Annotated in this window: 16 protein-coding genes; 9 read left to right on the forward strand and 7 right to left on the reverse strand. The window is 67.6% G+C overall.

All coding sequences use genetic code 11. The annotated features are described in order from the left end of the window. Nucleotides 1-3: 3 nt before the first annotated feature. The 4 genes from TEP_RS00145 to TEP_RS00160 all read right to left on the reverse strand — a co-directional run bounded on the left by TEP_RS00145 (nucleotide 4) and on the right by TEP_RS00160 (nucleotide 3,141). The gene (locus TEP_RS00145) at nucleotides 4-1,458 is read right to left on the reverse strand and encodes an efflux transporter outer membrane subunit (protein WP_132823555.1); all 1,455 of its coding nucleotides are present in this window, start codon (nucleotides 1,456-1,458) and stop codon (nucleotides 4-6) included. Continuing rightward, nucleotides 1,455-2,372, reverse strand: coding sequence for an HlyD family secretion protein (locus TEP_RS00150; protein ID WP_165933877.1), 918 nt, complete (start codon nucleotides 2,370-2,372; stop codon nucleotides 1,455-1,457). Before TEP_RS00150 ends, TEP_RS00145 begins: the two co-directional genes overlap by 4 nt. Next, nucleotides 2,369-2,578, reverse strand: a complete 210-nt coding sequence (locus TEP_RS00155) for a DUF1656 domain-containing protein (protein ID WP_025875651.1) — start codon at nucleotides 2,576-2,578, stop codon at nucleotides 2,369-2,371. Before TEP_RS00155 ends, TEP_RS00150 begins: the two co-directional genes overlap by 4 nt. Nucleotides 2,579-2,685: 107 nt before the next feature. Beyond that, nucleotides 2,686-3,141 (reverse strand): MarR family transcriptional regulator, encoded by a 456-nt coding sequence (locus tag TEP_RS00160; protein ID WP_132823559.1) that lies wholly within the window; start codon nucleotides 3,139-3,141, stop codon nucleotides 2,686-2,688. A 630-nt stretch (nucleotides 3,142-3,771) separates the two neighbouring features. Between TEP_RS00160 and folE the strand changes: the two genes are divergently transcribed. The 4 genes from folE (at nucleotide 3,772) to TEP_RS00180 (ending at nucleotide 10,047) form a co-directional block, all read left to right on the forward strand. After that, nucleotides 3,772-4,383, forward strand: a complete 612-nt coding sequence (gene folE, locus TEP_RS00165; protein WP_132823560.1) for a GTP cyclohydrolase I FolE — start codon at nucleotides 3,772-3,774, stop codon at nucleotides 4,381-4,383. Nucleotides 4,384-4,492: 109 nt separating this feature from the next. Continuing rightward, nucleotides 4,493-5,962, forward strand: a complete 1,470-nt coding sequence (locus TEP_RS00170; protein ID WP_132823562.1) for a DUF3375 domain-containing protein — start codon at nucleotides 4,493-4,495, stop codon at nucleotides 5,960-5,962. Then, complete coding sequence (locus tag TEP_RS00175; RefSeq protein ID WP_132823564.1) at nucleotides 5,949-6,650, forward strand: DUF4194 domain-containing protein; 702 nt, start codon at nucleotides 5,949-5,951, stop codon at nucleotides 6,648-6,650. Before TEP_RS00170 ends, TEP_RS00175 begins: the two co-directional genes overlap by 14 nt. A gap of 16 nt (nucleotides 6,651-6,666) precedes the next feature. Continuing rightward, the gene (locus TEP_RS00180; RefSeq protein ID WP_132823566.1) at nucleotides 6,667-10,047 is read left to right on the forward strand and encodes an ATP-binding protein; all 3,381 of its coding nucleotides are present in this window, start codon (nucleotides 6,667-6,669) and stop codon (nucleotides 10,045-10,047) included. Nucleotides 10,048-10,139: 92 nt separating this feature from the next. Here the strand turns inward: TEP_RS00180 and TEP_RS00185 are convergent, their stop codons facing one another. After that, entirely contained in the window at nucleotides 10,140-10,919 is a 780-nt protein-coding gene (locus TEP_RS00185) for a TSUP family transporter (protein WP_025875666.1), read from the reverse strand. Nucleotides 10,920-10,991: 72 nt separating this feature from the next. On the opposite strand from TEP_RS00185, the gene TEP_RS00190 reads away from it, so the two are divergent. Continuing rightward, nucleotides 10,992-11,384, forward strand: coding sequence for a YchJ family metal-binding protein (locus TEP_RS00190; protein WP_032978546.1), 393 nt, complete (start codon nucleotides 10,992-10,994; stop codon nucleotides 11,382-11,384). Here TEP_RS00190 and TEP_RS00195 read toward each other — a convergent pair. Next, the gene (locus TEP_RS00195; protein WP_132823568.1) at nucleotides 11,366-12,667 is read right to left on the reverse strand and encodes a GGDEF domain-containing protein; all 1,302 of its coding nucleotides are present in this window, start codon (nucleotides 12,665-12,667) and stop codon (nucleotides 11,366-11,368) included. The genes TEP_RS00190 and TEP_RS00195 overlap by 19 nt on opposite strands. Nucleotides 12,668-12,813: 146 nt before the next feature. Between TEP_RS00195 and egtB the strand changes: the two genes are divergently transcribed. From egtB to TEP_RS00215, 4 genes are all read left to right on the forward strand, one after another. After that, entirely contained in the window at nucleotides 12,814-14,085 is a 1,272-nt protein-coding gene (gene egtB, locus TEP_RS00200) for an ergothioneine biosynthesis protein EgtB (RefSeq protein ID WP_132823570.1), read from the forward strand. Beyond that, nucleotides 14,082-15,059, forward strand: coding sequence for an L-histidine N(alpha)-methyltransferase (egtD, locus tag TEP_RS00205; protein ID WP_132823572.1), 978 nt, complete (start codon nucleotides 14,082-14,084; stop codon nucleotides 15,057-15,059). Before egtB ends, egtD begins: the two co-directional genes overlap by 4 nt. Nucleotides 15,060-15,196: 137 nt before the next feature. Further along, entirely contained in the window at nucleotides 15,197-17,332 is a 2,136-nt protein-coding gene (locus TEP_RS00210; protein WP_132826410.1) for a lytic murein transglycosylase, read from the forward strand. 32 nt (nucleotides 17,333-17,364) lie between these two features. Then, the gene (locus tag TEP_RS00215; protein WP_132823574.1) at nucleotides 17,365-18,147 is read left to right on the forward strand and encodes a DUF2628 domain-containing protein; all 783 of its coding nucleotides are present in this window, start codon (nucleotides 17,365-17,367) and stop codon (nucleotides 18,145-18,147) included. A gap of 5 nt (nucleotides 18,148-18,152) precedes the next feature. Here the strand turns inward: TEP_RS00215 and TEP_RS00220 are convergent, their stop codons facing one another. Beyond that, nucleotides 18,153-19,340: a benzoate/H(+) symporter BenE family transporter gene (locus tag TEP_RS00220; protein WP_132823576.1), complete on the reverse strand. Its 1,188-nt coding sequence runs from the start codon at nucleotides 19,338-19,340 to the stop codon at nucleotides 18,153-18,155. Nucleotides 19,341-20,006 lie beyond the last annotated feature (666 nt).

The following is a 20,006-nucleotide window of genomic DNA, read 5'->3' on the forward strand; positions in this document are numbered from 1 at the left end:
CGCTTACCTCGCCGCCGTCGGCGCAGACGCGGCACTGTCCTGCCAGCCACCGCCCAGTACCAGGAACAGGTGGATCTGGTCGCGCGAAACCTGGGCCTCTGCCGCGGCCAGGGTGGCATCGCTGCTGGCCAGGCTGCGGTCGGCATCCAGGCTGGACAGGTACGGCGTGCGGCCACCCTGGTACAGCCGGCGGTTCTGCTCTGCGGCCATCGCAGCCTGCTCCTGCGCCACGCGCAACGACTGCAGGCGGCGCAGATCCTGCGCATAGCGGTCCAGCGCGGTCTGTGTTTCGCGCAGTGCCTGCAGCACGGCATGGTCGAACTCGGCCAGCGCGGCATCGGCGCCAGCCTCGGCGGCGTGGATGCGTGCATGCGTGCCCGAGGACGGCAGCGTCCACGAGATCAGCGGGCCGAACGACCACTGCTGGGTCATCGGCTGGCCGAAGTCTTCCAGCAGGCCGGCGGCGCCGACCGAAGCGCCCAGGCGGATGTCCGGGTACAGCTCGGCAGTGGCGACACCAATCCGCGCGGTGGCCGAGGCCAGCTTGCGTTCGGCCTGGCGGATGTCGGGACGGCGCTGCAGCAGCGCGCGGCCATCACCGACCGGCAGCGGCTGGGCAAGGGTGGGTGCGTGCGCGCAGTCGATCACCCCGGCCGGCAGCTGGCCCGGGGTCTGCCCAAGCAGTGCCGCCAGCGAATAGGCGGCGGCCGAACGCTGCGCCTGCAGCGGGGGCAATGCGGCTTCCAGCAGCGCGACCTGGGCATTGGCGCGCGCCAGTTCCGGCGGCGTGCCGCGGCCTGCGCTGATCAACCGCTGGGTGACCGAACGGCTGCGCTGCTGCAGCTGCAGGGAATGCTCGGCGACGTGCAGTTCGTGGTTGGCGTGGCAGATCTCCAGGTAGCTGTCGACCACCTCGGCCACCACGCTCACCTGGGCCAGGTCACGTGCAGCGGCCACCGACTGTTCGTCGGCGCGGGCTGCTTCGGCACCGCGCTTGAGCTTGCCGAACAGGTCGAACTGGTAGCTCACCGCGAACTTGCCGTCGGCCAGGTTGATCACCGGCAGCTCGTGCTCCTGCAGGAACGACTCGGCCGACAACTGTGCGCGGCTGACGCCGGCTTCGGCCTCGTACTCGAAGCCACCGGCGTCCATCGCCTGCTCGTACACCGCAGCAGCGCGGCGCAGATGCGCGTCGGCGGCCTTCAGTTCGACGTTGTCGCGCAGCGCCTGGGTGATCAGCCCATCCAGCACCGGGTCGTTGTACAGCGACCACCAGCGTGCCGGCAGTGCCTGGTTGGCAGCCACTTCGGGGTTGTGGGTATCGATGAACGCGGCATTCGCTTGCGGCCGCTTGAACGCCGAGCCCTCGGGCAATGCGTAATCCGGGCCGACGGTTCTGCACGCGGCCAGGCTGGCCAGGGCGACGATCAGGCCAAGACGGGGCAGGGCGGCGTTCACAGGCCCGCCTGTGTCGGCGCAGCGCCGGCCTTCTTGTTCTGCATGTGGCGGCCGGTATCCACGGTCACCGTGGCGGTGCGCCCGGCGATCAGCTCCACGCCGGCAGGCACCTCGTCGATGGCGATGCGCACCGGGATGCGCTGCGCCAGCCGCACCCAGTCGAAGGCCGGGGTCACGTTCGGCAGCAGCGTGCTGCCATTGCTGCGGTAGCGATCCTCGATGCCGGCGGCGATGCTCTCGACATGGCCGTGCAGAGGGGTGTCTTCGCCCATCAGGCGGATGTCCACGCGCTGCCCCGGGGAAACGCCGCGCAGGCGGGTTTCCTCGAAGTAGCCATCGATGCGGAACGAACCGGTATCCAGCAGCGCCAGCACCGGCTTGCCGGCCACCACGTAGTCGCCCACGCGCATGGTGCGGTCGTTGACCCGGCCATTGGCCGGTGCACGCACTTCGGTGCGGGCCAGGTTGAGTTCGGCCAGGTCGACCGCGGCCTGTGCGGTGGCCAATGCGGCCTGTGCGGCCTGCAGCTTGGCCCGGCGCACTTCGGCGTCCTCGGCGGCGACCAGATCCTGCAGGCTGCGATCGCGTCCGATCTCGCGGCGCAGCTGCGCGACCGATGCTTGGCGCTCGGCCAGGCTGGCGCGGCTCTGCTCCAGCGCGATGCGGTAGCGCGCGCGATCGATCACGAACAGCAGGTCGCCCTTTTTCACCGCCTGGTTGTCGGCTACCTGCACCGTTTCGACCAGGCCGGACACATCCGGCGCCACCTGCACCACGTCGGCGCCGACGTGGGCGTCGCGGGTCCACGGCTCATCCATGTAGTAGACCCACAGCTGGCGCAGCACCAGCAGGGCGACGATCACGGCTGCGCAGGTAAGCAGCACCGGCAGGGTCTTCTTCACGATCTTGTTCACGATTGCATCCAACGCAGGAGGTGGAACAGCAGGCCCAGCACGATCCCGTACAAGGCCAGGTTGAACAGCGCCGGGTGCCATACGTGGCGATAGGCACCGGCACGCTGCAGCAGCGCGTGCAGGCCGCTGTTGACCAGGTAGGCCAACACCATCAACCCGAGCAGGGTCGGGACGAACACTCCGTGGAGACTGAATTCACCGGGCATCGGTAGGGGCGGGGACGGTAGGGGAAGGGGAGGTGGAACAGGACAACGGCAACGGGCAAAAGCCGCTGGCGCATGCACGGCAGCGGCGGTATTCACCGACAACGGGCTTACGTGATGCGGTCGGCAGCCTCGGCCAGCAGGCGCCATGCCTTCAGCACGGCATGCAGTTCATCCATGGAAAGCTCGCCGAACACGTCCTGGCGCAGGCCGATCAACTCGTCTTCCAGTTCGCGCACCAACGCCTGGCCTTCCTCGGTCAGCCACAGCAGGTTGGCGCGACGGTCGCTGGTGTCGCTTTCGCGGCGGACCAGTTCACTGGCGCACAGCTTGTCCAGCAGGCGCACCAGGGAAGGCCCCTCCATGCCCAGCTGCTGGGCCAGGGCCACCTGGCGGATGCCACCGCCGGAGCGGCCGATCATCAGCAGGGGCATGGTGCAGGCGGTGGAGATGCCGTAGCTGCCCAACCGGCTGTCGGCCAGGCGCTGCCACTGCCGCCCTGCGTACAGCAGGCCGGAGCTGAGCTGCATCTGCAGCACGGTGCGCTCGTCGAGGGGTCGGTCCATAAGTAATAGATAGGATACTACTAATTTCATTCCTATCAATAGGTTTTGCTGAATGGGTGAGGTGTATTGAGGAAAGCGTTGCGCCACGTTGTTACAGCAGGGGCAGCGNGGGTCGGGCGNTGCAGGACACGCCGCAAGTACGTCCCTGTAGGCTCGGCCGCGGCATCCACGCCGCGGACGGTCCTGCACCGCCCGACCCCCGCTGCCCATCCATCACCCCGCGAGCGCGGAGGGTTGGCTCTTCAAGAACAAGAGCGCTAGCGCCGGGCCATGCCCGGCGGCTCCTGGTGGCACCGCTCCGCTCGCCGGGCATGGCCCGGCGCTACCAGAGCACTCTCCGAAGCCATGAACCCCAGCTTTTGACCCCCGCTTTCGGGCGGACCGGCCCGCGCCCGCAGGAAACCGTCGGAGAGGCGGAGGGGCAGGCAGGGCAGGACCGTCCACGGCATGGATGCCGTGGCCGAGCCTACAAGGACGTACTTGCGGCGTGTCCTGCCCTGCCTGCCCCTCCACCTCTCGCCCAGCAGCCACCATGAGGCGCCGGGCGGCCACCCCGATGAACCGTCCCCAGAGGACGACCCACCCCCCGGTCGGGTACGATGCTCGCCCCCCGTTCGGGCGCTGTATGCAATGAGCAAGAACAACGAAAAGGCCGCCCCGCAGGGCGAAGTGACCCAGGTCCAGGCCGAGGATGCCGTGCGCACCCTGCTGCGTTGGGCCGGTGAGGACCCGACCCGCGAAGGCCTGCTGGATACCCCGCGCCGCGTGGCCGAAGCCTATGGCGACTGGTTCAGCGGCTACCGCGACGACCCGCGCGCCTACATGGAACGCACCTTCGAGGAAGTGGCCGGCTACGACGAACTGATCGTCCTGCGCGACATCGAATACGAAAGCCACTGCGAGCACCACATGGCGCCGATCATCGGCCGCGTGCACGTCGGCTACCTGCCGGCCGGCAAGGTGGTGGGCATCAGCAAGCTGGCACGCGTGGTCGAAGCCTACGCACGCCGCTTCCAGGTGCAGGAAAAGATGACCGCGCAGATCGCCCAGTGCATCCAGGACGTGCTGCAGCCGATCGGTGTCGGCGTCGTTGTCGAAGGCGCCCATGAGTGCATGACCACCCGCGGCATCCACAAGCGCGGCGTCAGCATGGTCACCTCGAAGATGCTGGGCAGCTTCCGCGAGGACGCCCGCACCCGCGCCGAGTTCCTGCGCTTCATCGAAGTGGGCGGCAAGCGCTGAGCGCCGTCGCCTCCCGGTGGCGGCCGCGCCCGGCCGCCGCTTTCGCCGTGCCTGCGACGCGCCTTTGCGCGCGCGTTGGCCGCTGCGCCCTTCCGACCGATCTCGCTGCATGAAGCACCGCGAACGCATCACCCGTTACCGCCACCTGCGCGAACAGCCGCAATGGAAGCTGCTCGCCGCCGACCACGCACCGGAAATCATCGGCCTGCTTCAGGGCCTGCTGATGGAGGGCGATCGCACGTTGCCGGCATCGGTCCTCAACGAGCGCCTGCAGCGTGCGCTGGACCAGCTCAACGGCGACGAGTTGTCGCGCGAGCTGCCGCGGACCGCGCAGGCCTACATCGCCCATTGGCTCGCGCAGGGCTGGCTGGAACGCCGGCTGCCTGAAGGCGCCGATCAGGAGCAGTACGAGCTCTCGACCCAGGCGCTGCAGGCGATCCGCTTCGCCGACAGCATGGAGCAGGCCCGCGTGGCCGCCACCGAGAGCCGTCTGGCACTGGTGATCGAACAGCTGTCGCAGCTGGCCGCGCAGACCGAGGCCGACCCGGACGCACGCCTGTCCGCATTGCGCGATGAGCGCGACCGCATCGATGCCGAGATCGCCCGTGTCAGCGCTGGCCGCGTGACGGCCTTGGACGGCAAGCGCGCGCTGGAACGCACGCGGCAGATCATCGGCCTGGCCGACGAGTTGACCGAAGACTTCCGCCGCGTGCGCGACGACTTCGAACAGCTCAACCGTGATTTCCGCGAACGCATCATCGATGACGAAGGCGAGCGCGGCGACGTGCTGTCCAAGCTGTTCGAAGGCGTGGACGTGATCGGCGAGAGCGACGCGGGCCGTAGTTTCCAGGCGTTCTGGCGCCTGCTCAACGACGCCGAACAGAGCGCCCAGCTCGATGCCGCGCTGGAGACGCTGCTGGCGCGTGGCTTCGCCCGGCGGCTGGATCGCAACGAGCGCAACTTCCTGCGCGGCTTCACCAGCACCATGCTCGAACGTGGTGGCCAGGTGCATGACGTGCTGCAGAACTTCGCGCGCAGCCTGCGTGGTTTCGTGCAGAGCCGTGGCTACCTGGAACAGCGCCGCCTCAACCAGCTGTTGAAGCAGGCGCAGTCCGAAGCACTGGCACTGCGCGATGACTTCCCGGCGCAGCGCGCCATTGGCCGCGACCTGCAGCTGACCACCAGCCGCCTGCGTTCGTGGTCGCAGTGGAAGCTGCACGACCCGCGCAGCGCGCAGGTCGATGGCAACGTCGAATACAACGATGCGGCCAGCATCAGCCTGGAAAGCGTCGGCGATCTGGTGGCGTCGTCGGAAATCGATTTCCGCACCCTGCGCCGCGACCTGCACGACCTGCTCGACAGGCAGCCGAAACTCAGCATCGCCCAGGCCCTGTCGCAGCGCGAAGCGCCGCAGGGGTTGGGCAGTGTCATCGGCTACCTCTCGCTGGGCACGCGCTTTGGCAGCGTGATCGCCGGCGAACAGGAGCTTGCCGAATGGCGAGGTGGCGACGGACAGATCCGTCGTGCCCGCATCCCGCTGGTTTGGTTTACCCAGGAGAGACGCCATGAGCTGGCATGAAGACCCCATCGACGCACCGCATGCCGACCAGGCCGAAGACGCTTACCTGGTCGAACCGGTGGCGACCGTGGCCCAGCCCCGGCGCGGCAACGACGTCTACTACATGGGCGATACCGGCCGCCTGCCGCTGGATGCGCGCCGCGCGCTGTGCCAGCTGCTGATCGGCCCCAGCATCGACCAGCTGCGTCACGCCAAGCTGTGGCCGGCACTGATCCGCAGCGAAGCCGGTATCCGTTCGGCGCTGTCGGACCTGTTCCTGGAACTTGTGCTCGACCGTGACAGTGGCGTGGCGTTCACCCGCCAGGCCGACACTGAAGATGTGGATGCACCGGTACTGCTGCGCACCTCGCCGTTGACCTTCATCGATTCGGTGCTGCTGCTGTACCTGCGCCAGCAGCTGGGCGAAGCCGATGCGCGTGGCAACCGCGCCGTGGTCGCCGATGCTGAAATGGCCGAAGCACTGGCCATCTACGAAAAGAACCTGTCCACCGACCGCGCCGGCTTCAACCGCCGTGTCGCCTCGGCGGTGCAGAAGATGAAGGACAACCACATCCTGACCCGCCTCGGCGGCCAGGAAGACCGCCACGAAGTCTCGCCGGCGTTGAAGCTGCTGTTCTCCGCCGAAGACGTATCCCAGCTGTCGGCGGTTTACCGCCAGCTGCGCGAAACCCCGGCCGCTGAAGCCTGAGAGACCCGAGCACCGCATGGCCATTTCCAAGCACACTCCCGCCCTGTTCAACGAAGGCCTGCCGGACCCGCGCCTGCAGCAGTTCCGCATGCGCCGCCTGCAGGTGCACAACTGGGGCACCTTCAACGGCCTGACCGAAGTGCCGATCGCCGAGCGCGGCTTCCTGTTCGTCGGCCGCTCCGGTTCGGGCAAGTCGACCCTGCTCGATGCCATGTCCGCCCTGCTGACGCCACCGGCCATCGTCGACTTCAACGCCGCAGCGCGTGAAGCCGAACGCAGCGGCCGCGACCGCAACCTGGTGTCCTACGTGCGCGGCGCGTGGGCCGACCAGCAGGACAGTGGCACCGGTGAAATCGCCACCCAGTACCTGCGCAAGGGCGCGACCTGGACCGCGCTGGTGCTGGAGTACCGCGCCGGTGATGGCCGCGTGGTCAGCCTGGTACGCCTGCTGTGGATCGCCGGCAGCAGCACCTCCGCCGGTGACGTGCGCAAGCACTACATGATCGCCGAGCGCCCGTTCGACATCGCCAAGGATCTGGGCGGCTTCGATCTGGACCTGCGCAAGCTCAAGCAGAAGCTGGCCGACGTCCATCACTTCGACACGTTCTCCGGCTATGCCGAACGCTTCCGCCACCTGCTCGGCATCGACAACGAGATGGCGCTGCGCCTGCTGCACAAGACGCAGTCGGCGAAGAACCTGGGTGACCTGAACGTCTTCCTGCGCGACTTCATGCTCGACACGCCGAAGACCTTCGACGCGGCCGAACGACTGGTCAGCGATTTCGCCGAACTCGATGGCGCGCACCAGGCCGTGGTCACAGCGCGGCGCCAGGTCGAAACCCTGCAGCCGGCGCGCGACCACTACCGTGACCTGCAGGCGATGAGCCGCCGTCGCGGCGACGACGAAGCGCTCAAGCTCGGCATCGACAGCTTCCGCGAAAGCCGCCGCCAGCTGTTGATCGAAGCGCGCCTGCGCGAGATGGATACGCGCGACCGCGGCCTGCTGGGCGAAGAAGCGCAGCGTCGCGCGGCGCTGGACAACCACACCGAGCGCCTGGCCGAGCTGGAACTGCAGCGCCGCCAGCAGGGTGGAGAGCGCATCGAGGAACTGGAACGCGAGCAGGGCCGCGCCGAAGCCGAACGCGACCGCCGCCTGGCCAAGCAGGCGCAGGCACGTGACGCCGCACAGAAACTGCAGGCCACGCTGCCCGAGGATGCACATGGCTTCGCCGAGCTGCTCGAGCAGGCGCAGTCCGAACTGGAAGACCGTCAGCGCGCGTCGAGCGCCCTGGACGATGCCATCAGCGAACGGCTGGGCGGCAAGCGCGACGACGAGCGCCGCTTCTCCGAAGTGCGTAGCGAACTGGAGGCGATGCAGCGCACGCCCTCCAGCATTCCGGCACCGATGCAGAAGCTGCGTGCGCGCCTGGCCGAAGAAACCGGCATTTCCGAAGCGGCCCTGCCGTTCGTCGGCGAACTGATCCAGGTCCGCTCGGAAGAGCAGAGCTGGCAGGGCGCGATCGAGCGCGTGCTCGGTGGTTTCGCGCAGTCGCTGCTGGTCGATGACAAGCACTACAACGACGTCGCCGAGTGGGTGAACCGCACCCACCTGGGCATGCGTTTCACCTACTACCGCGTGCGTCGCAACGACGAGGCGTTCGCCCGCGAGCCCTCCGCCAAATCGCTGCTGCACAAGCTGGAACTGCGCGATCACGTGTTCGAAAGCTGGCTGCGCCGCGAGCTGGGCAAGCGCTTCGACTACGAATGCGTGGACGCCAAGCAGCTGCGCAACGTCGACCGCGGCATTACCCGCGAAGGCCAGGTCAAGCACCCGGGCGATCGCTTCGAGAAGGACGACCGCAGTGCGGTCAATGATCGCCGCCGCTGGCTGCTGGGCTTCAGCAACCGCGACAAGCTGGCCGTCTTCGAGAAGGAAGCCCAGGAGCTGGCCGCCCGTATCGCCAGCTGCGATACCGACATCGCGCGCCTGCGCAGCCAGCGTGACCGCGACAACGAACGTCGCCTGGCCTGCCACCAGCTGGTCGGCATCAGCTGGAACGAAATCGACGTCGCCGCGCCGCAGCAGCGCCTGGCCGACATCGAGGCCAGCCTGCACTCCCTGCGCGAAGGCAATGCCGACCTGGCCAGGATCGCCCAGCAGATCGACGCCACCCGCGCCGACATCGAGCAGGCCCGCCGCACTTACGAAGACACCCGCGTCGAGCGCGGCCAGCTGGTGCGCGAACGCGACCGCCTGGACCGTGCCCGCCAGCAGAGCCGTGCACTGGTCCTGCCGGCGCTGGCCGAGGACCAGGAAGCCGGCCTGGCCGAGCGCCTGCAGGAACAGGGCCCGCTCAGCCTGGAAACGCTGGAAGCGCACATGCGCCAGGTCAGCAACGCGCTGAACGAACAGCTGTCGTCATCGCAGCAGGAGGTCAACCGCGTCGAGAACCTGCTGCTGGGCTGCTTCCGTCGCTTCATCCAGCAGTGGCCGGAAGAATCGGGCGACTTCACCGTGTCGGTGGCCTCGGCCGAGGATTTCCTCGCGCGCCTCGAACGCCTTGAACGCGATGGCCTGCCGCAGCACGAAGAACGCTTCTTCGACCTGCTGCAGAACCAGAGCAAGAACAACCTGCTCGCGCTGCAGCGGCACAGCGCCGAAGCCCGCAAGTCGATCGGCCAGCGCCTGGACGAAGTCAACGCCAGCCTGGAGCAGGTGCCCTTCAACCGTGGCACCCTGCTGACCATCGAACTGAACGACCGGCGCCTGCCGGAAGTGCAGGAGTTCCACCAGCAGCTGCGCGAGGTGTTGTCGCAGCAGCAGACCGAGCAGCGCGACCTGGCTGAAACCCAGTTCACCGTACTGCGCCAGCTGGTCAACCGACTGGGCTCGCAGGAAGGCGAAGACAAGCGCTGGCGCGAAGTGGTGCTGGACGTGCGCCTGCACGTGGAGTTCATCGGCGTGGAACTGGATGTGGAAACGCGCCAGCAGGTCGAGATCTACCGCAGCGGCGCCGGCAAATCCGGCGGCCAGCGGCAGAAGCTGGCCACCACCTGCCTGGCCGCGGCACTGCGCTACCAGCTCGGCGGCGCCGACAGCCAGCTGCCCAGCTACGCTGCAGTCGTGCTCGACGAAGCCTTCGACAAGGCCGACAACGAGTTCACCGCGCTGGCGATGAACATCTTCGACAACTTCGGTTTCCAGATGGTGGTGGCCACCCCGCTGAAATCGGTGATGACGCTGGAACCGTTCATCGGTGGCGCCTGCTTCGTCGAGATCAGCGGCCGCCACGATTCGGGCGTGCTGCTCATCGAGTACGACGAAGAAGGCAAGCGCCTGAAGCTGCCGGAGCGCAGCCGCCAGCAGGCCGACGAACCGGAAGAAGCCGAAGCCTGACCGCTCTGGAAACGCCGTGCCAACCAAGGTTGGCACCTACCGGGTAATGAACCCCGATAGTGGTAGTGCCGGCCGCTGGCCGGCAACCGCATTCACGCACTGCGGAACGTATCCCACGCCATCCGCGCGATCAGCACCACCACCAGGCCCACGAACAGTTTGCGGATGAACGGCGTGCCGCCCTTCAGCGCCAACCGCGTGCCCACCACCGAACCGATGATGTTGGCCGCCGCCATCGGCAGCGCGAACAGCCACAGGATGTTGCCGGTCGGTACGAAGAACGAGATCGCCGCCACGTTCGTCGCCAGGTTCACCACCTTCGACGCGGCCGACGCGCGCAGGAAGTCCAGCCCGAAGAAGCGCACGAACAGGAAGATCAGGAAGCTGCCGGTGCCGGGCCCGAAGAAGCCATCGTAGAAGCCGATCGCCGCACCGATCGCCAGCGCGATCACCAGCTCGCGGCGGCCGATGTCCTGCGGCCGGTGCAGCGCGCCGAAGTCCTTCTTCCACAGCGTGTAGGCCAGCATCGCCACCAGCAGCACCAGCACCAGTGGCCGCACTGCGTCCTTGGGCAACAGGCTGACCGCCGTAGCGCCAAGGAAGGAGAACACGAAGGCCGTACCGGCGGCGAACAGCACCGGCTTCCACGGGAAGCGCACGTTGCGCGCATAGCGCCATGCCGCTGCGCCGGTGCCGAACATCGAGCTGAACTTGTTGGTGCCAAACAGCATCGCCGGGGTCTGCTGCGGCAGTACCGTGAACAGGCCGGGCAGCTGCACCAGTCCGCCGCCGCCCACGGCCGCATCGACCAGGCCGGCAATGAAGGCGATCACCACCAGCCACCACAACTCAGGAGGAATCAGTTCCAGCACGGCGATCGATCGAAGTGGGGGCGCGACAGCATACGCCTGTCACATTGCCGCCGCCCACGCGACAATACCCGCATGAGCCGAACCGCCCCCGATCCCTGTCCCTGTGGCCTGGCCGCCGACTACGCTGCCTGCTGCGGTCGCTTCCATGCCGGCGACGCCGCGCCGGATGCCGAGCGTCTGATGCGCTCGCGTTACAGCGCCTATGTGCGCCACCTGCCGGACTACCTGCGTGCCACCTGGCACCCGGACACCCGTCCGGCAGAACTGTCGCTCGATGATGCCCCCGGCCAGCGCACCCAATGGCTGGGCCTGACCGTGCAGGACCACCAGGTGACCGGCAGCGACAGTGCCGAGGTCCGCTTCACCGCCCGTTACCGCGTCGGTGGCGGCAGCGCGGTGAAAATGACCGAGCACAGCCGCTTCCTGCGGGTCGAGGGTCGCTGGTACTACCTCGACGCCGTCTGAGCCTGGCTGCCGCGCACGGCCAGCACGCGCTGGCCGCCATGCGCGCACACGCGGTTGCGGCCTTCCTCCTTGGCCGCATACAGCGCCTGGTCGGCCGCTTTGACCACCCCGGCAGGGCGCCGATCGACCCGGCTGTCGGCCAGGCCGATGCTGACGGTTACCTGCACCACCGCACCGCCACCGCCGCGCCCGCGCTGCTGCTGGCCGAGCGTATCGTCGCGGGTACGCGTGCTGCGGTCGCGCAGTTGCATGCGGCTCTGCTCGATGCCCTGTCGCAGCGCCTCCACCGCGTCCACGCACGCCGATGCCGGGCGGTCGAGGAAAACCACGGCGAATTCCTCGCCGCCATAACGGAACGCACGGCCGCCGTCGCCCACCCGCGACAACCGTGAGGCCACCAGTTTCAGCACGTCATCGCCGGTGTCGTGGCCGTGGGTGTCATTGAATTTCTTGAAATGATCCACGTCGATCATCGCGATGCTGTAAGTGCCGGTGGCGCGCTTGAGGGTCTCGTTGAACGCACGGCGACCGGGCAGGCCGGTCAGCTCGTCGCCGAAGGCCATGTGGAAGGATTCCTGCAGGGTCGCGCCCAGCATCAGCAGCAGTGCCGCTACGCTCAGCGCCGGCAGCAGTGCCGGCTGCAGGAAGATCCGCGGCAGCATCCACCACAGGCACAGCAGGGCCAGCAGCATCGCCGTATGCAGCGGCCGCGGCTGGCGCCACGCCTGCCATCCCAGCGCCGCGGTGGCCAGCAGGAACAGCACGGCTGGCAGCTGCGCCAGCGCGTTCCAGTCGCTCGGAATCCAGGGGAAGTGCCGGTTCGACAGCAGGTCGTGCATGCCCTGTGGCTGCTGTGCAGCAAGCAGGATGAAGATCGCCACCGCAACACCAGTGGTCGTGGCCCTCAGCAGCAGGTCCTGGCGGCGGCGGCCACGTTCGGGCCACAACGCATGGACGGCGAACAGCAACGGCAGCCAGGTCGAGATCGCGTGGAAGCGCAGTGGTGTCAACGCCGTCACCCGGCCCTCGCGCAGGTAGTGCCCGAGGTCCTGGTGCAGCACCGCGAAGGCCAGCGCCACCAGCAGCAACAGGCACAGCGTGCGCACCTGGTTGTACAGCAGCGCCAGCCCTGCGCCCAGGCAGGCCAGCAACCACGGCAGGATGCGCTGCCCGGCGCGGCCGACATCATCGCTTTCCAGGCTCGCCCACAGCACCAGCGCGACCAGCACGGCGGGCAGCACGAACAGATAGTGCACAGGCTGTCGAAGCGGATGATGGGACACACGGAATTCCAGCGCGGTCACGACGCGGCCGCAGCACTGCCGTTAGCGGCGCAACGGTGCCCTTCTTGAATGCGCGCGCCCTGATGTGAACACCGCGGCACCGGGCCATGACATTGCGCTCACCGGCCGCGGTCGAAGCTGGTCGCATGGACAGCGTACCCGCCGCCGTCGCTGCCCCGCAGCGTGACCTCGCCCGCCACTTCACCCATGTGCGGGGGCGCAGCGTGCAGCTGGCCGCACCCCTCAGCCCGGAAGACGCCCTGCTGCAGAGCATGGCCGATGCCAGCCCGGCCAAGTGGCACCTGGCCCACACCACCTGGTTCTTCGAACGCTTCGTGCTGGCCAGCCAGCCCGGCTACACACCCTGGGATCCGGCCTGGGACTATCTGTTCAACAGTTACTACAAGAGTCTCGGCCCCGCCCACGCACGGCCTCAGCGCGGGTTGCTGTCGCGCCCCTCGCTGCAGCAGGTCCACGCCTACCGCCAACACGTGGATGAACAGGTGCTGGCAGGACTGCGCGATGGTGATCTGGGCAGCGACGCCCTGCAGCACCTGCAGCTTGGGTTGCAGCACGAACAACAGCACCAGGAGCTGCTGCTCACCGACATCAAGCACGCCTTCTGGTGCAATCCGCTGCAGCCGCCGTACCGCGAAGACCTGCCCATCCCCGTCAGCGCCCTCGGCACGCAGGGTTGGGTCGAACAGGGCGAGCGCATCGTCAGTATCGGTGCGTCCGCCTGGCCGCAGCACGCGGCCTTCGCCTATGACAATGAATCGCCCGTGCATCGCGTGCTGCTTCCCGCGCATGCCATCGCCGAACGCCCGCTCAGCAACGCCGAGTACCGCGCCTTCATCGACGCCGGCGGCTACCGCGATCCGCGCTGGTGGCTGAGCGAAGGCTGGGCGCTGCGCGAGGCCGAGCAGTGGCAGCATCCGCTGTACTGGGATGACGACCTGCTGCGCGAGTTCACCCTCGGTGGCTGGCACGACCTCGATCCGCATGCGCCGGTCTGTCACCTCAGTTACTACGAAGCCGATGCCTGCGCACGCTGGGCCGGTGCCCGCCTGCCCACCGAATTCGAATGGGAAGCGGCCGCCGCCACGCAGCCGGTCGAAGGCCACTTCGCCGATGACGACCATCTGCACCCGAGGGCAGGGCAGGGCGACGGACTGCGCCAGTTGTTCGGCGACGTGTGGGAATGGACCAGCAGCGCCTATGGCGCCTATCCCGGCTTCCGTCCCTTCGCCGGCAACCTCGGCGAATACAACGGCAAATTCATGTGTGGCCAGTGGGTCCTGCGCGGAGGCAGCTGCGCCACGCCGCGCGGCCATGTACGGGCCAGCTACCGCAACTTCTTCATGCCACCGGCGCGTTGGCAGTTCTCAGGCCTGCGCCTGGCAAGGGATCTTTCATGAGTACCGTCCAGGATGCGCTGCAGGCGCTGACCGACCTTACCCCCGGCCGCCAGCAGATTCTTGCCGACGTCGTAGCGGGGCTGTCGCAGGCCTCACGTCAGCTGCCTTCCAAGTATTTCTACGACGCGCGCGGCTCGCGCCTGTTCGAACAGATCACCCACACGCGGGAGTACTACCCCACACGCACCGAGCTGGCCCTGCTGGACCGGGTGCTGCCGGAGATCGCGCAGGCGGTGGGGCCGCGCGTGCATGTGGTCGAACTGGGCAGCGGCAGCGGCCGCAAGACCACGCGCCTGCTGGCTGCCCTGCAGGATCCGGTGGCCTATACGCCCATCGAGATCTCGCGCGCGGCGTTGCTGTCCAGCATCGACCACCTCGCCCCGGCGCTGCCGGAGGTGGAAATGCTGCCGGTGTGTGCCGACTTCACCCGCCCTGTGCAGGTCCCTGCGCCGGAGCGGCCCGCCGCGCGCCGGCTGCTGTTCTTCCCCGGCTCCACACTGGGCAACTTCGCCGATGAGGACGCGATCGCGCTGCTGCGCGCGATGCGCCAGACCATGGGCAAGGACGGCCTGGCCCTCGTCGGCATCGACCTGCACAAGGACCCTGCACTGATCGAAGCCGCCTACAACGACGCCGATGGCATCACCGCCGCCTTCACCCTGAACCTGCTGGCGCGCCTGAACCGCGAGGTCGGCAGCGATTTCGATCTTGACGGTTTCCGTCACCGGGCCCGTTACAGCACCGCACGACTGCGCATCGAAACCGATCTGGTCAGCCAGCGCGAGCAGGACGTGCATCTCGACGGCCGTACCTTCCACTTCAGCGCAGGCGAACCGATCCGCGTGGAGTACAGCCACAAGTACACCGACGCCAGCTTCGGCCACCTGCTGCAGCAGGCAGGGCTGAAGGTGGCGGCATCCTGGAACGCGGACGATCCCGCCTATGGCCTGCGCCTCCTGCGCCCCTCACCCTAGGCACAGGTAGTACCGGCCGCTGGCCGGCAATCTCGACCAACCTTGTCGCCCCTCCGCGTTACCATGGCTGCAGCACCGGCAACACGGAGGACGCCATGCCCATTCTGACCACGCTCGGCCTGGCCGCCGCGCTTGCCATGCCAGCGGCCGCGCCGCCGGCAGCAGCGGCAACCGCTGATCCCGCGTTTGCCCGCTGCATGGCGGGCCTGCAGGCGACGGCCGCCAGCCAGGGCATTGCCGCTGACCGCTTCAACGCGATCACCGCCGGACTGCAGCCCGACCCTACCGTGCTGCCGCTGCTCGATGCGCAGCCGGAGTTCACCACGCCGATATGGGACTACCTGGCCGCACTGGTCGATCGCCAGCGCGTGGACGACGGTCGCGCCATGCTGCAGCAGCACCGTGACCTGCTTCAGCGCGTATCGGCGCAGTACGGCGTCGATCCAGTCACCATCGTCGCCGTATGGGGTGTAGAGAGCGACTACGGCCGCGTGTTCGGCAAACGCCCGCTGCTGCAGTCGCTGGCCACGCTGTCCTGTGCCGGCCGCCGGCAACCCTTCTTCCGCGGCGAACTGCTGGCGCTGATCAAGCTCATCGACCAGGGCGACCTGCAGGCGCAGGGCCTGACCGGTTCCTGGGCCGGTGCCTTCGGCCACACCCAGTTCATGCCCAGCACCTACGCACGCATTGCCGTTGATGGTGATGGCGATGGTCGCCGCGATCTGGTCGGCAGCATTCCCGATGCATTGGCTTCCACCGCCAACTATCTGAAGCGCGCCGGCTGGCGCACCGGCGAACCCTGGGGCATGGAAGTCCGTGTCCCGGCCGGATTCAATGCCAACCAGGCGGGACGCACCCAGCGCCGGTCGCTGGCCGACTGGCGCGCACTGGGCGTGACCGGCCTGGACGGCAGCGCGCTGGCACCGTCCGGCCTGCCCGCCGATGCCCGCGCTGCACTGTTGCTGCCGGCCGGGACAAAAGGCCCGGCGCTGCTGGTATTCCGCAATTACGACGCGATCTACAGTTACAACGCGGCCGAGAGCTATGCGTTGGCCATCGCCACCCTGGCCGACCGCCTGCGTGGCAGCAACGGCCTGGTCACCGCCTGGCCAACCGATGATCCTGGCCTTGGCCGCGACGAGCGCCGCCAGCTGCAGACCCTGCTGCTCGCGCGCGGCCATGACATCGGCGCCGCCGATGGCATGATCGGTACCGCCAGTCGTCGCGCCATCCAGGTCGAGCAGCGTCGGCTCGGGTGGGCCGACGCCGACGGTCGCGCCGGCCAGCGCATCCTGCGCGCGCTGCAGGCACAACCGCAGGCACAGGCGCCAGCCACGCCGACCCGCTTCAGCCTTCCCAACAACTACAGTGTCGTGCAGTCGCCGGCCATCCGGAGTCGATCCAACGTGCAACAGATCCAGGGTGTCAGCAGTGGCCAGTTCCAGGGACTCGACGCCTGGCTGGTGGAAACTCCCCAGGCCACCGCCGCGATCAGCGTGTTCGGCGGTCAACTCCTCTCGTTCGTGCCCAAGGGCCAGCCCGATCTGATGTGGCTCTCGCCCAAGCGTGCTGCGCTGCCCACGCCGATCCGTGGCGGCAGCCCGGTGTGCTGGCCCTACTTCGGCCGGCAGGGGCAGGGCGATGACGTGCCCGCCCACGGTTTCGTGCGCACCTTGCCCTGGGAACTGCAGCAGGCGCGCCGGCTCGACGATGGCAGCATCGAGCTGACCCTGGCCCCGCCGGCGTTGGACAACCTCGGCCTGCGCCTGACCATGACCGTCCGTGTCGGCCGTGAACTGCGCCAGCAGCTGGTCACGGAGAACACCGGCAAGGCTCCGGCCACCATCACCCAGGCGCTGCACAACTACTTCCGTGTCGGTGACGCCAGCAAGGTCGATGTCGACGGCGTCGACGGCCTGGACTACCTCGACAAGTTCGAGAACTACGCCCAGCCGCGCCGCCAGCAGGGTCCCTGGTCGCTGCGCGATCCGCGTGACCCGGGCCGCAGCGACCGCATCTACACCCAGGCCGGCGGACACTATGTGCTGCGCGATCCGGTGCTCAAGCGCCGCATCGACATCCGCACCGAAGGCAGCCGCTCGCTGGTGGCATGGAATCCTGGCGCCGAAGGTGCCGCCAGGATGGCCGATGTCGGCGACGGCTGGCGCGACTATGTCTGCCTGGAAGCGGCCAACGCCGGCCCCGATGTGGTCACCGTGGCACCGGGCGGTCGCCACACGCTGGTGCAGACACTGTCCAGCGCATCGCTGTAAACCCGCATAACGCCGACACAGGACGATCTTCAATGCAGGAAGCACAGTGGTACTACGCTCGAAATGGCAGCAGTGAAGGTCCAGTGGACCTGGCCGGTCTGCAGAAGCTGCAGCAGGACGGTGTCATCGCCGGTCACACCCTGATCTGGTGCGAGGGGATGGCTGGCTGGCAGTCATTGCAGGCGTTGCAGACTGCAACGCCTGCGTCGGACGCCAACGGTATCGCCGATGGCTGGGCAGCACCGCCTGTCGGTGAGGCTGCCGTTGCCATAGCGGCCAGCGATGATCCTTACCGCGCACCGGCTGCGCCCGCCACGGCCGATGCCGTTCCACTGGGTGCCGGACTGACTGGCCGGATGGCGCTGTATGCAGCCGTTGTCGGCGGCAACTTCCCGATCTACCGCAAGCGCTGGCGCCTGGACCAGGGCACCGCGAACGCGGCAGGCACCTGGCACTGGCCGGGCTTCCTGTTCGGCGTGATCTGGATGATGTACCGGAAGATGTATCGCATGGCCGCCATCTGGGTCGGCGTACTGCTGGCTTCCAGCGTGATCGAGGCGTTGCTCGATGTGCCTGATGCCCTGTCACTGGTGATCAACCTGGGTATGAGCATCGCCGTGGGTGTCCTCGCCAACAGCTGGTACCTGCAGCACTGCCAGCGGGAGATCGCGCGCGCCGAGGCGCTCAACCGCGACGATGTAGCTGCGGTGCGCAGTACGCTGGCGGCACGTGGCGACACCAGCGTGGTCGGCGCGGTGATCGCCATTGCCGTTTCCGTAGGCCTGGGCATCCTCGGCGCCGTGTTGACCGGCTGATCCCTTCAGCCAGCCCCCCGCGGCCGCAGCACCCACAGGCAGAGCGTTCCGGCCACCAGGCCCCAGAACGCAGAACCGACACCGGCCAGCGTCATGCCCGAGGCGGTCACCAGGAAAGTGACCAGCGCGGCCTCGCGGTCGCGCTCCACGGCCAATGCGTTGGCCAGGCTGTTGCCGATGGTGCCGAACAGGGCGATCCCGGCCACACAGGCCACCAGTTCCTTGGGAAAGGCAGCGAACAGGGCCGCTACGGTGGCCCCGAACAGGCCGATGACGATGTAGAAGGCGCCGGCCGCCATCGCCGCCGTGTAGCGCCGTGCCGGGTCTTCGTGGGCATCACGGCCCATGCAGATCGCCGCGGTGATGGCCGCCAGGTTCAATGCATAGGCACCGAAGGGCGCCAGCAGCGTGTTGACCACGCCGATCCAGCCGATCACCGGTGACACCGGCGCGTCGTAGCCGGAGGCGCGCATCACCGCCACACCTGGAATGTTCTGCGACGCCATGGTGACCACGAACAGGGGCAGGGCAATCCCGACCATCGCCGTCCACGACAGCGAGGGGGTGACCCATTGCGGCACGGCCAGTTGCAGGTGCACCTGATGTGCATGCAGCAGACCCTGGCTGGCAGCGATGCCGATGCCGACCAGCAGGGTGGCGATCACCGCGTAGCGGGGGAACAGGCGGCGGCCCAGCAGCCACGTAGCGAACATGGCCAACGCCAGCACGCGCTGGGTGTTCATCGCCACGAACACGTCCAGCCCGAAGCGCAGCAGGACACCGGCCAGCATGCCGGCGGCCAGGGCCATGGGCACGCGTTTCATCAACCGGGCGAACACGCCCGAGAAGCCGGCGAGCATGCCCAGCACGGCCGCAAGCAGGAACGCACCGGTGGCCTCGGACAGAGAGGCGCCACCCGCACCGACGACCAGCATCGCCGCCCCGGGCGTCGACCATGCGGTGACCACCGGCACCCGGTAGCGTAGTGACAGGCCGATGCAGGTCACGCCCATGCCCAGCCCCAGCGCCCACATCCACGAGGCGATGTGGGCCTGGTCGGCACCCACGGCCTGAACGGCCTGGAACACGATCACCGCCGAGCTGGCGAAGCCGACCAGCACGGTGATGAAGCCGGCGACGATCGCCGGCATCGAAAGATCGCGCCACCATCCCTGCCGTACCGTCGTGTCCATCGTCTTCCTTCCTGTATGCATCCGGCTATAGATAGCGCCTGCGGCGTTGACTTCCTGTATGCATCCGGCTATAGATAGCGCCTGCGGCGTTGACCGCGCAACGCGCGGGCAACGCCGCCGTGATCGTTGCATGCCCGTTGTGCATGCAGCAGCCGACGCGTTGTCATGCTCCTGAAAAAAATGTGTTGACGAATTCTGCAGGATCTCTAGAATTCGCTCCCTTGCTGCAGCGCGGCGACTTCTTAGGAAGCCGGCAACGCGAACAGCAACGCCACCACCGCCGTACGAGATCATCGAACGAAGGTGTTGACGGACTCGAAAAGTCCGGCATAATAGGCGGCTCGCAACGACGAAAGGCCCTCGGGTCCAACGACGAAGCAGCATCGGCAACAACGTCCACCTCGGTGAGATGGCCTTGAAAAAAGGTGTTGACGAAGCGGAAAAGCCGGCTATAATGGGCGGCTCGCTGCGAAGGAAACTTCGCAGCACACGGGAACGGCGCTGAGGCCACTTCCCCGATCTTTGAAAGTATGCGCAGGTATCTTGTGAAGGCGCCTGCAGGAAGGATGATTGTCCATCTTGCAGACGTTTGATCAAGCAACTATTAATTGTTTTAAAGCAAGCGATACGTTGCCAGAATCATTCATCTGCAGCTTTAAATTTTTG

Source organism: Stenotrophomonas sp. TEPEL (assembly GCF_004348785.1).
Lineage (GTDB): Bacteria > Pseudomonadota > Gammaproteobacteria > Xanthomonadales > Xanthomonadaceae > Stenotrophomonas > Stenotrophomonas indicatrix.

Coding starts and splice junctions, on each gene's coding strand:
- TEP_RS00160 (WP_132823559.1), bottom strand. CDS start 3,141: ATGGACCGACCCCTCGACGAGCGCACCGTGCTGCAGATGCAGCTCAGC.
- egtB (WP_132823570.1), top strand. CDS start 12,814: ATGGACAGCGTACCCGCCGCCGTCGCTGCCCCGCAGCGTGACCTCGCC.
- folE (WP_132823560.1), top strand. CDS start 3,772: ATGAGCAAGAACAACGAAAAGGCCGCCCCGCAGGGCGAAGTGACCCAG.
- TEP_RS00220 (WP_132823576.1), bottom strand. CDS start 19,340: ATGGACACGACGGTACGGCAGGGATGGTGGCGCGATCTTTCGATGCCG.
- egtD (WP_132823572.1), top strand. CDS start 14,082: ATGAGTACCGTCCAGGATGCGCTGCAGGCGCTGACCGACCTTACCCCC.
- TEP_RS00180 (WP_132823566.1), top strand. CDS start 6,667: ATGGCCATTTCCAAGCACACTCCCGCCCTGTTCAACGAAGGCCTGCCG.
- TEP_RS00175 (WP_132823564.1), top strand. CDS start 5,949: ATGAGCTGGCATGAAGACCCCATCGACGCACCGCATGCCGACCAGGCC.
- TEP_RS00170 (WP_132823562.1), top strand. CDS start 4,493: ATGAAGCACCGCGAACGCATCACCCGTTACCGCCACCTGCGCGAACAG.
- TEP_RS00155 (WP_025875651.1), bottom strand. CDS start 2,578: ATGCCCGGTGAATTCAGTCTCCACGGAGTGTTCGTCCCGACCCTGCTC.
- TEP_RS00215 (WP_132823574.1), top strand. CDS start 17,365: ATGCAGGAAGCACAGTGGTACTACGCTCGAAATGGCAGCAGTGAAGGT.
- TEP_RS00190 (WP_032978546.1), top strand. CDS start 10,992: ATGAGCCGAACCGCCCCCGATCCCTGTCCCTGTGGCCTGGCCGCCGAC.
- TEP_RS00210 (WP_132826410.1), top strand. CDS start 15,197: ATGCCAGCGGCCGCGCCGCCGGCAGCAGCGGCAACCGCTGATCCCGCG.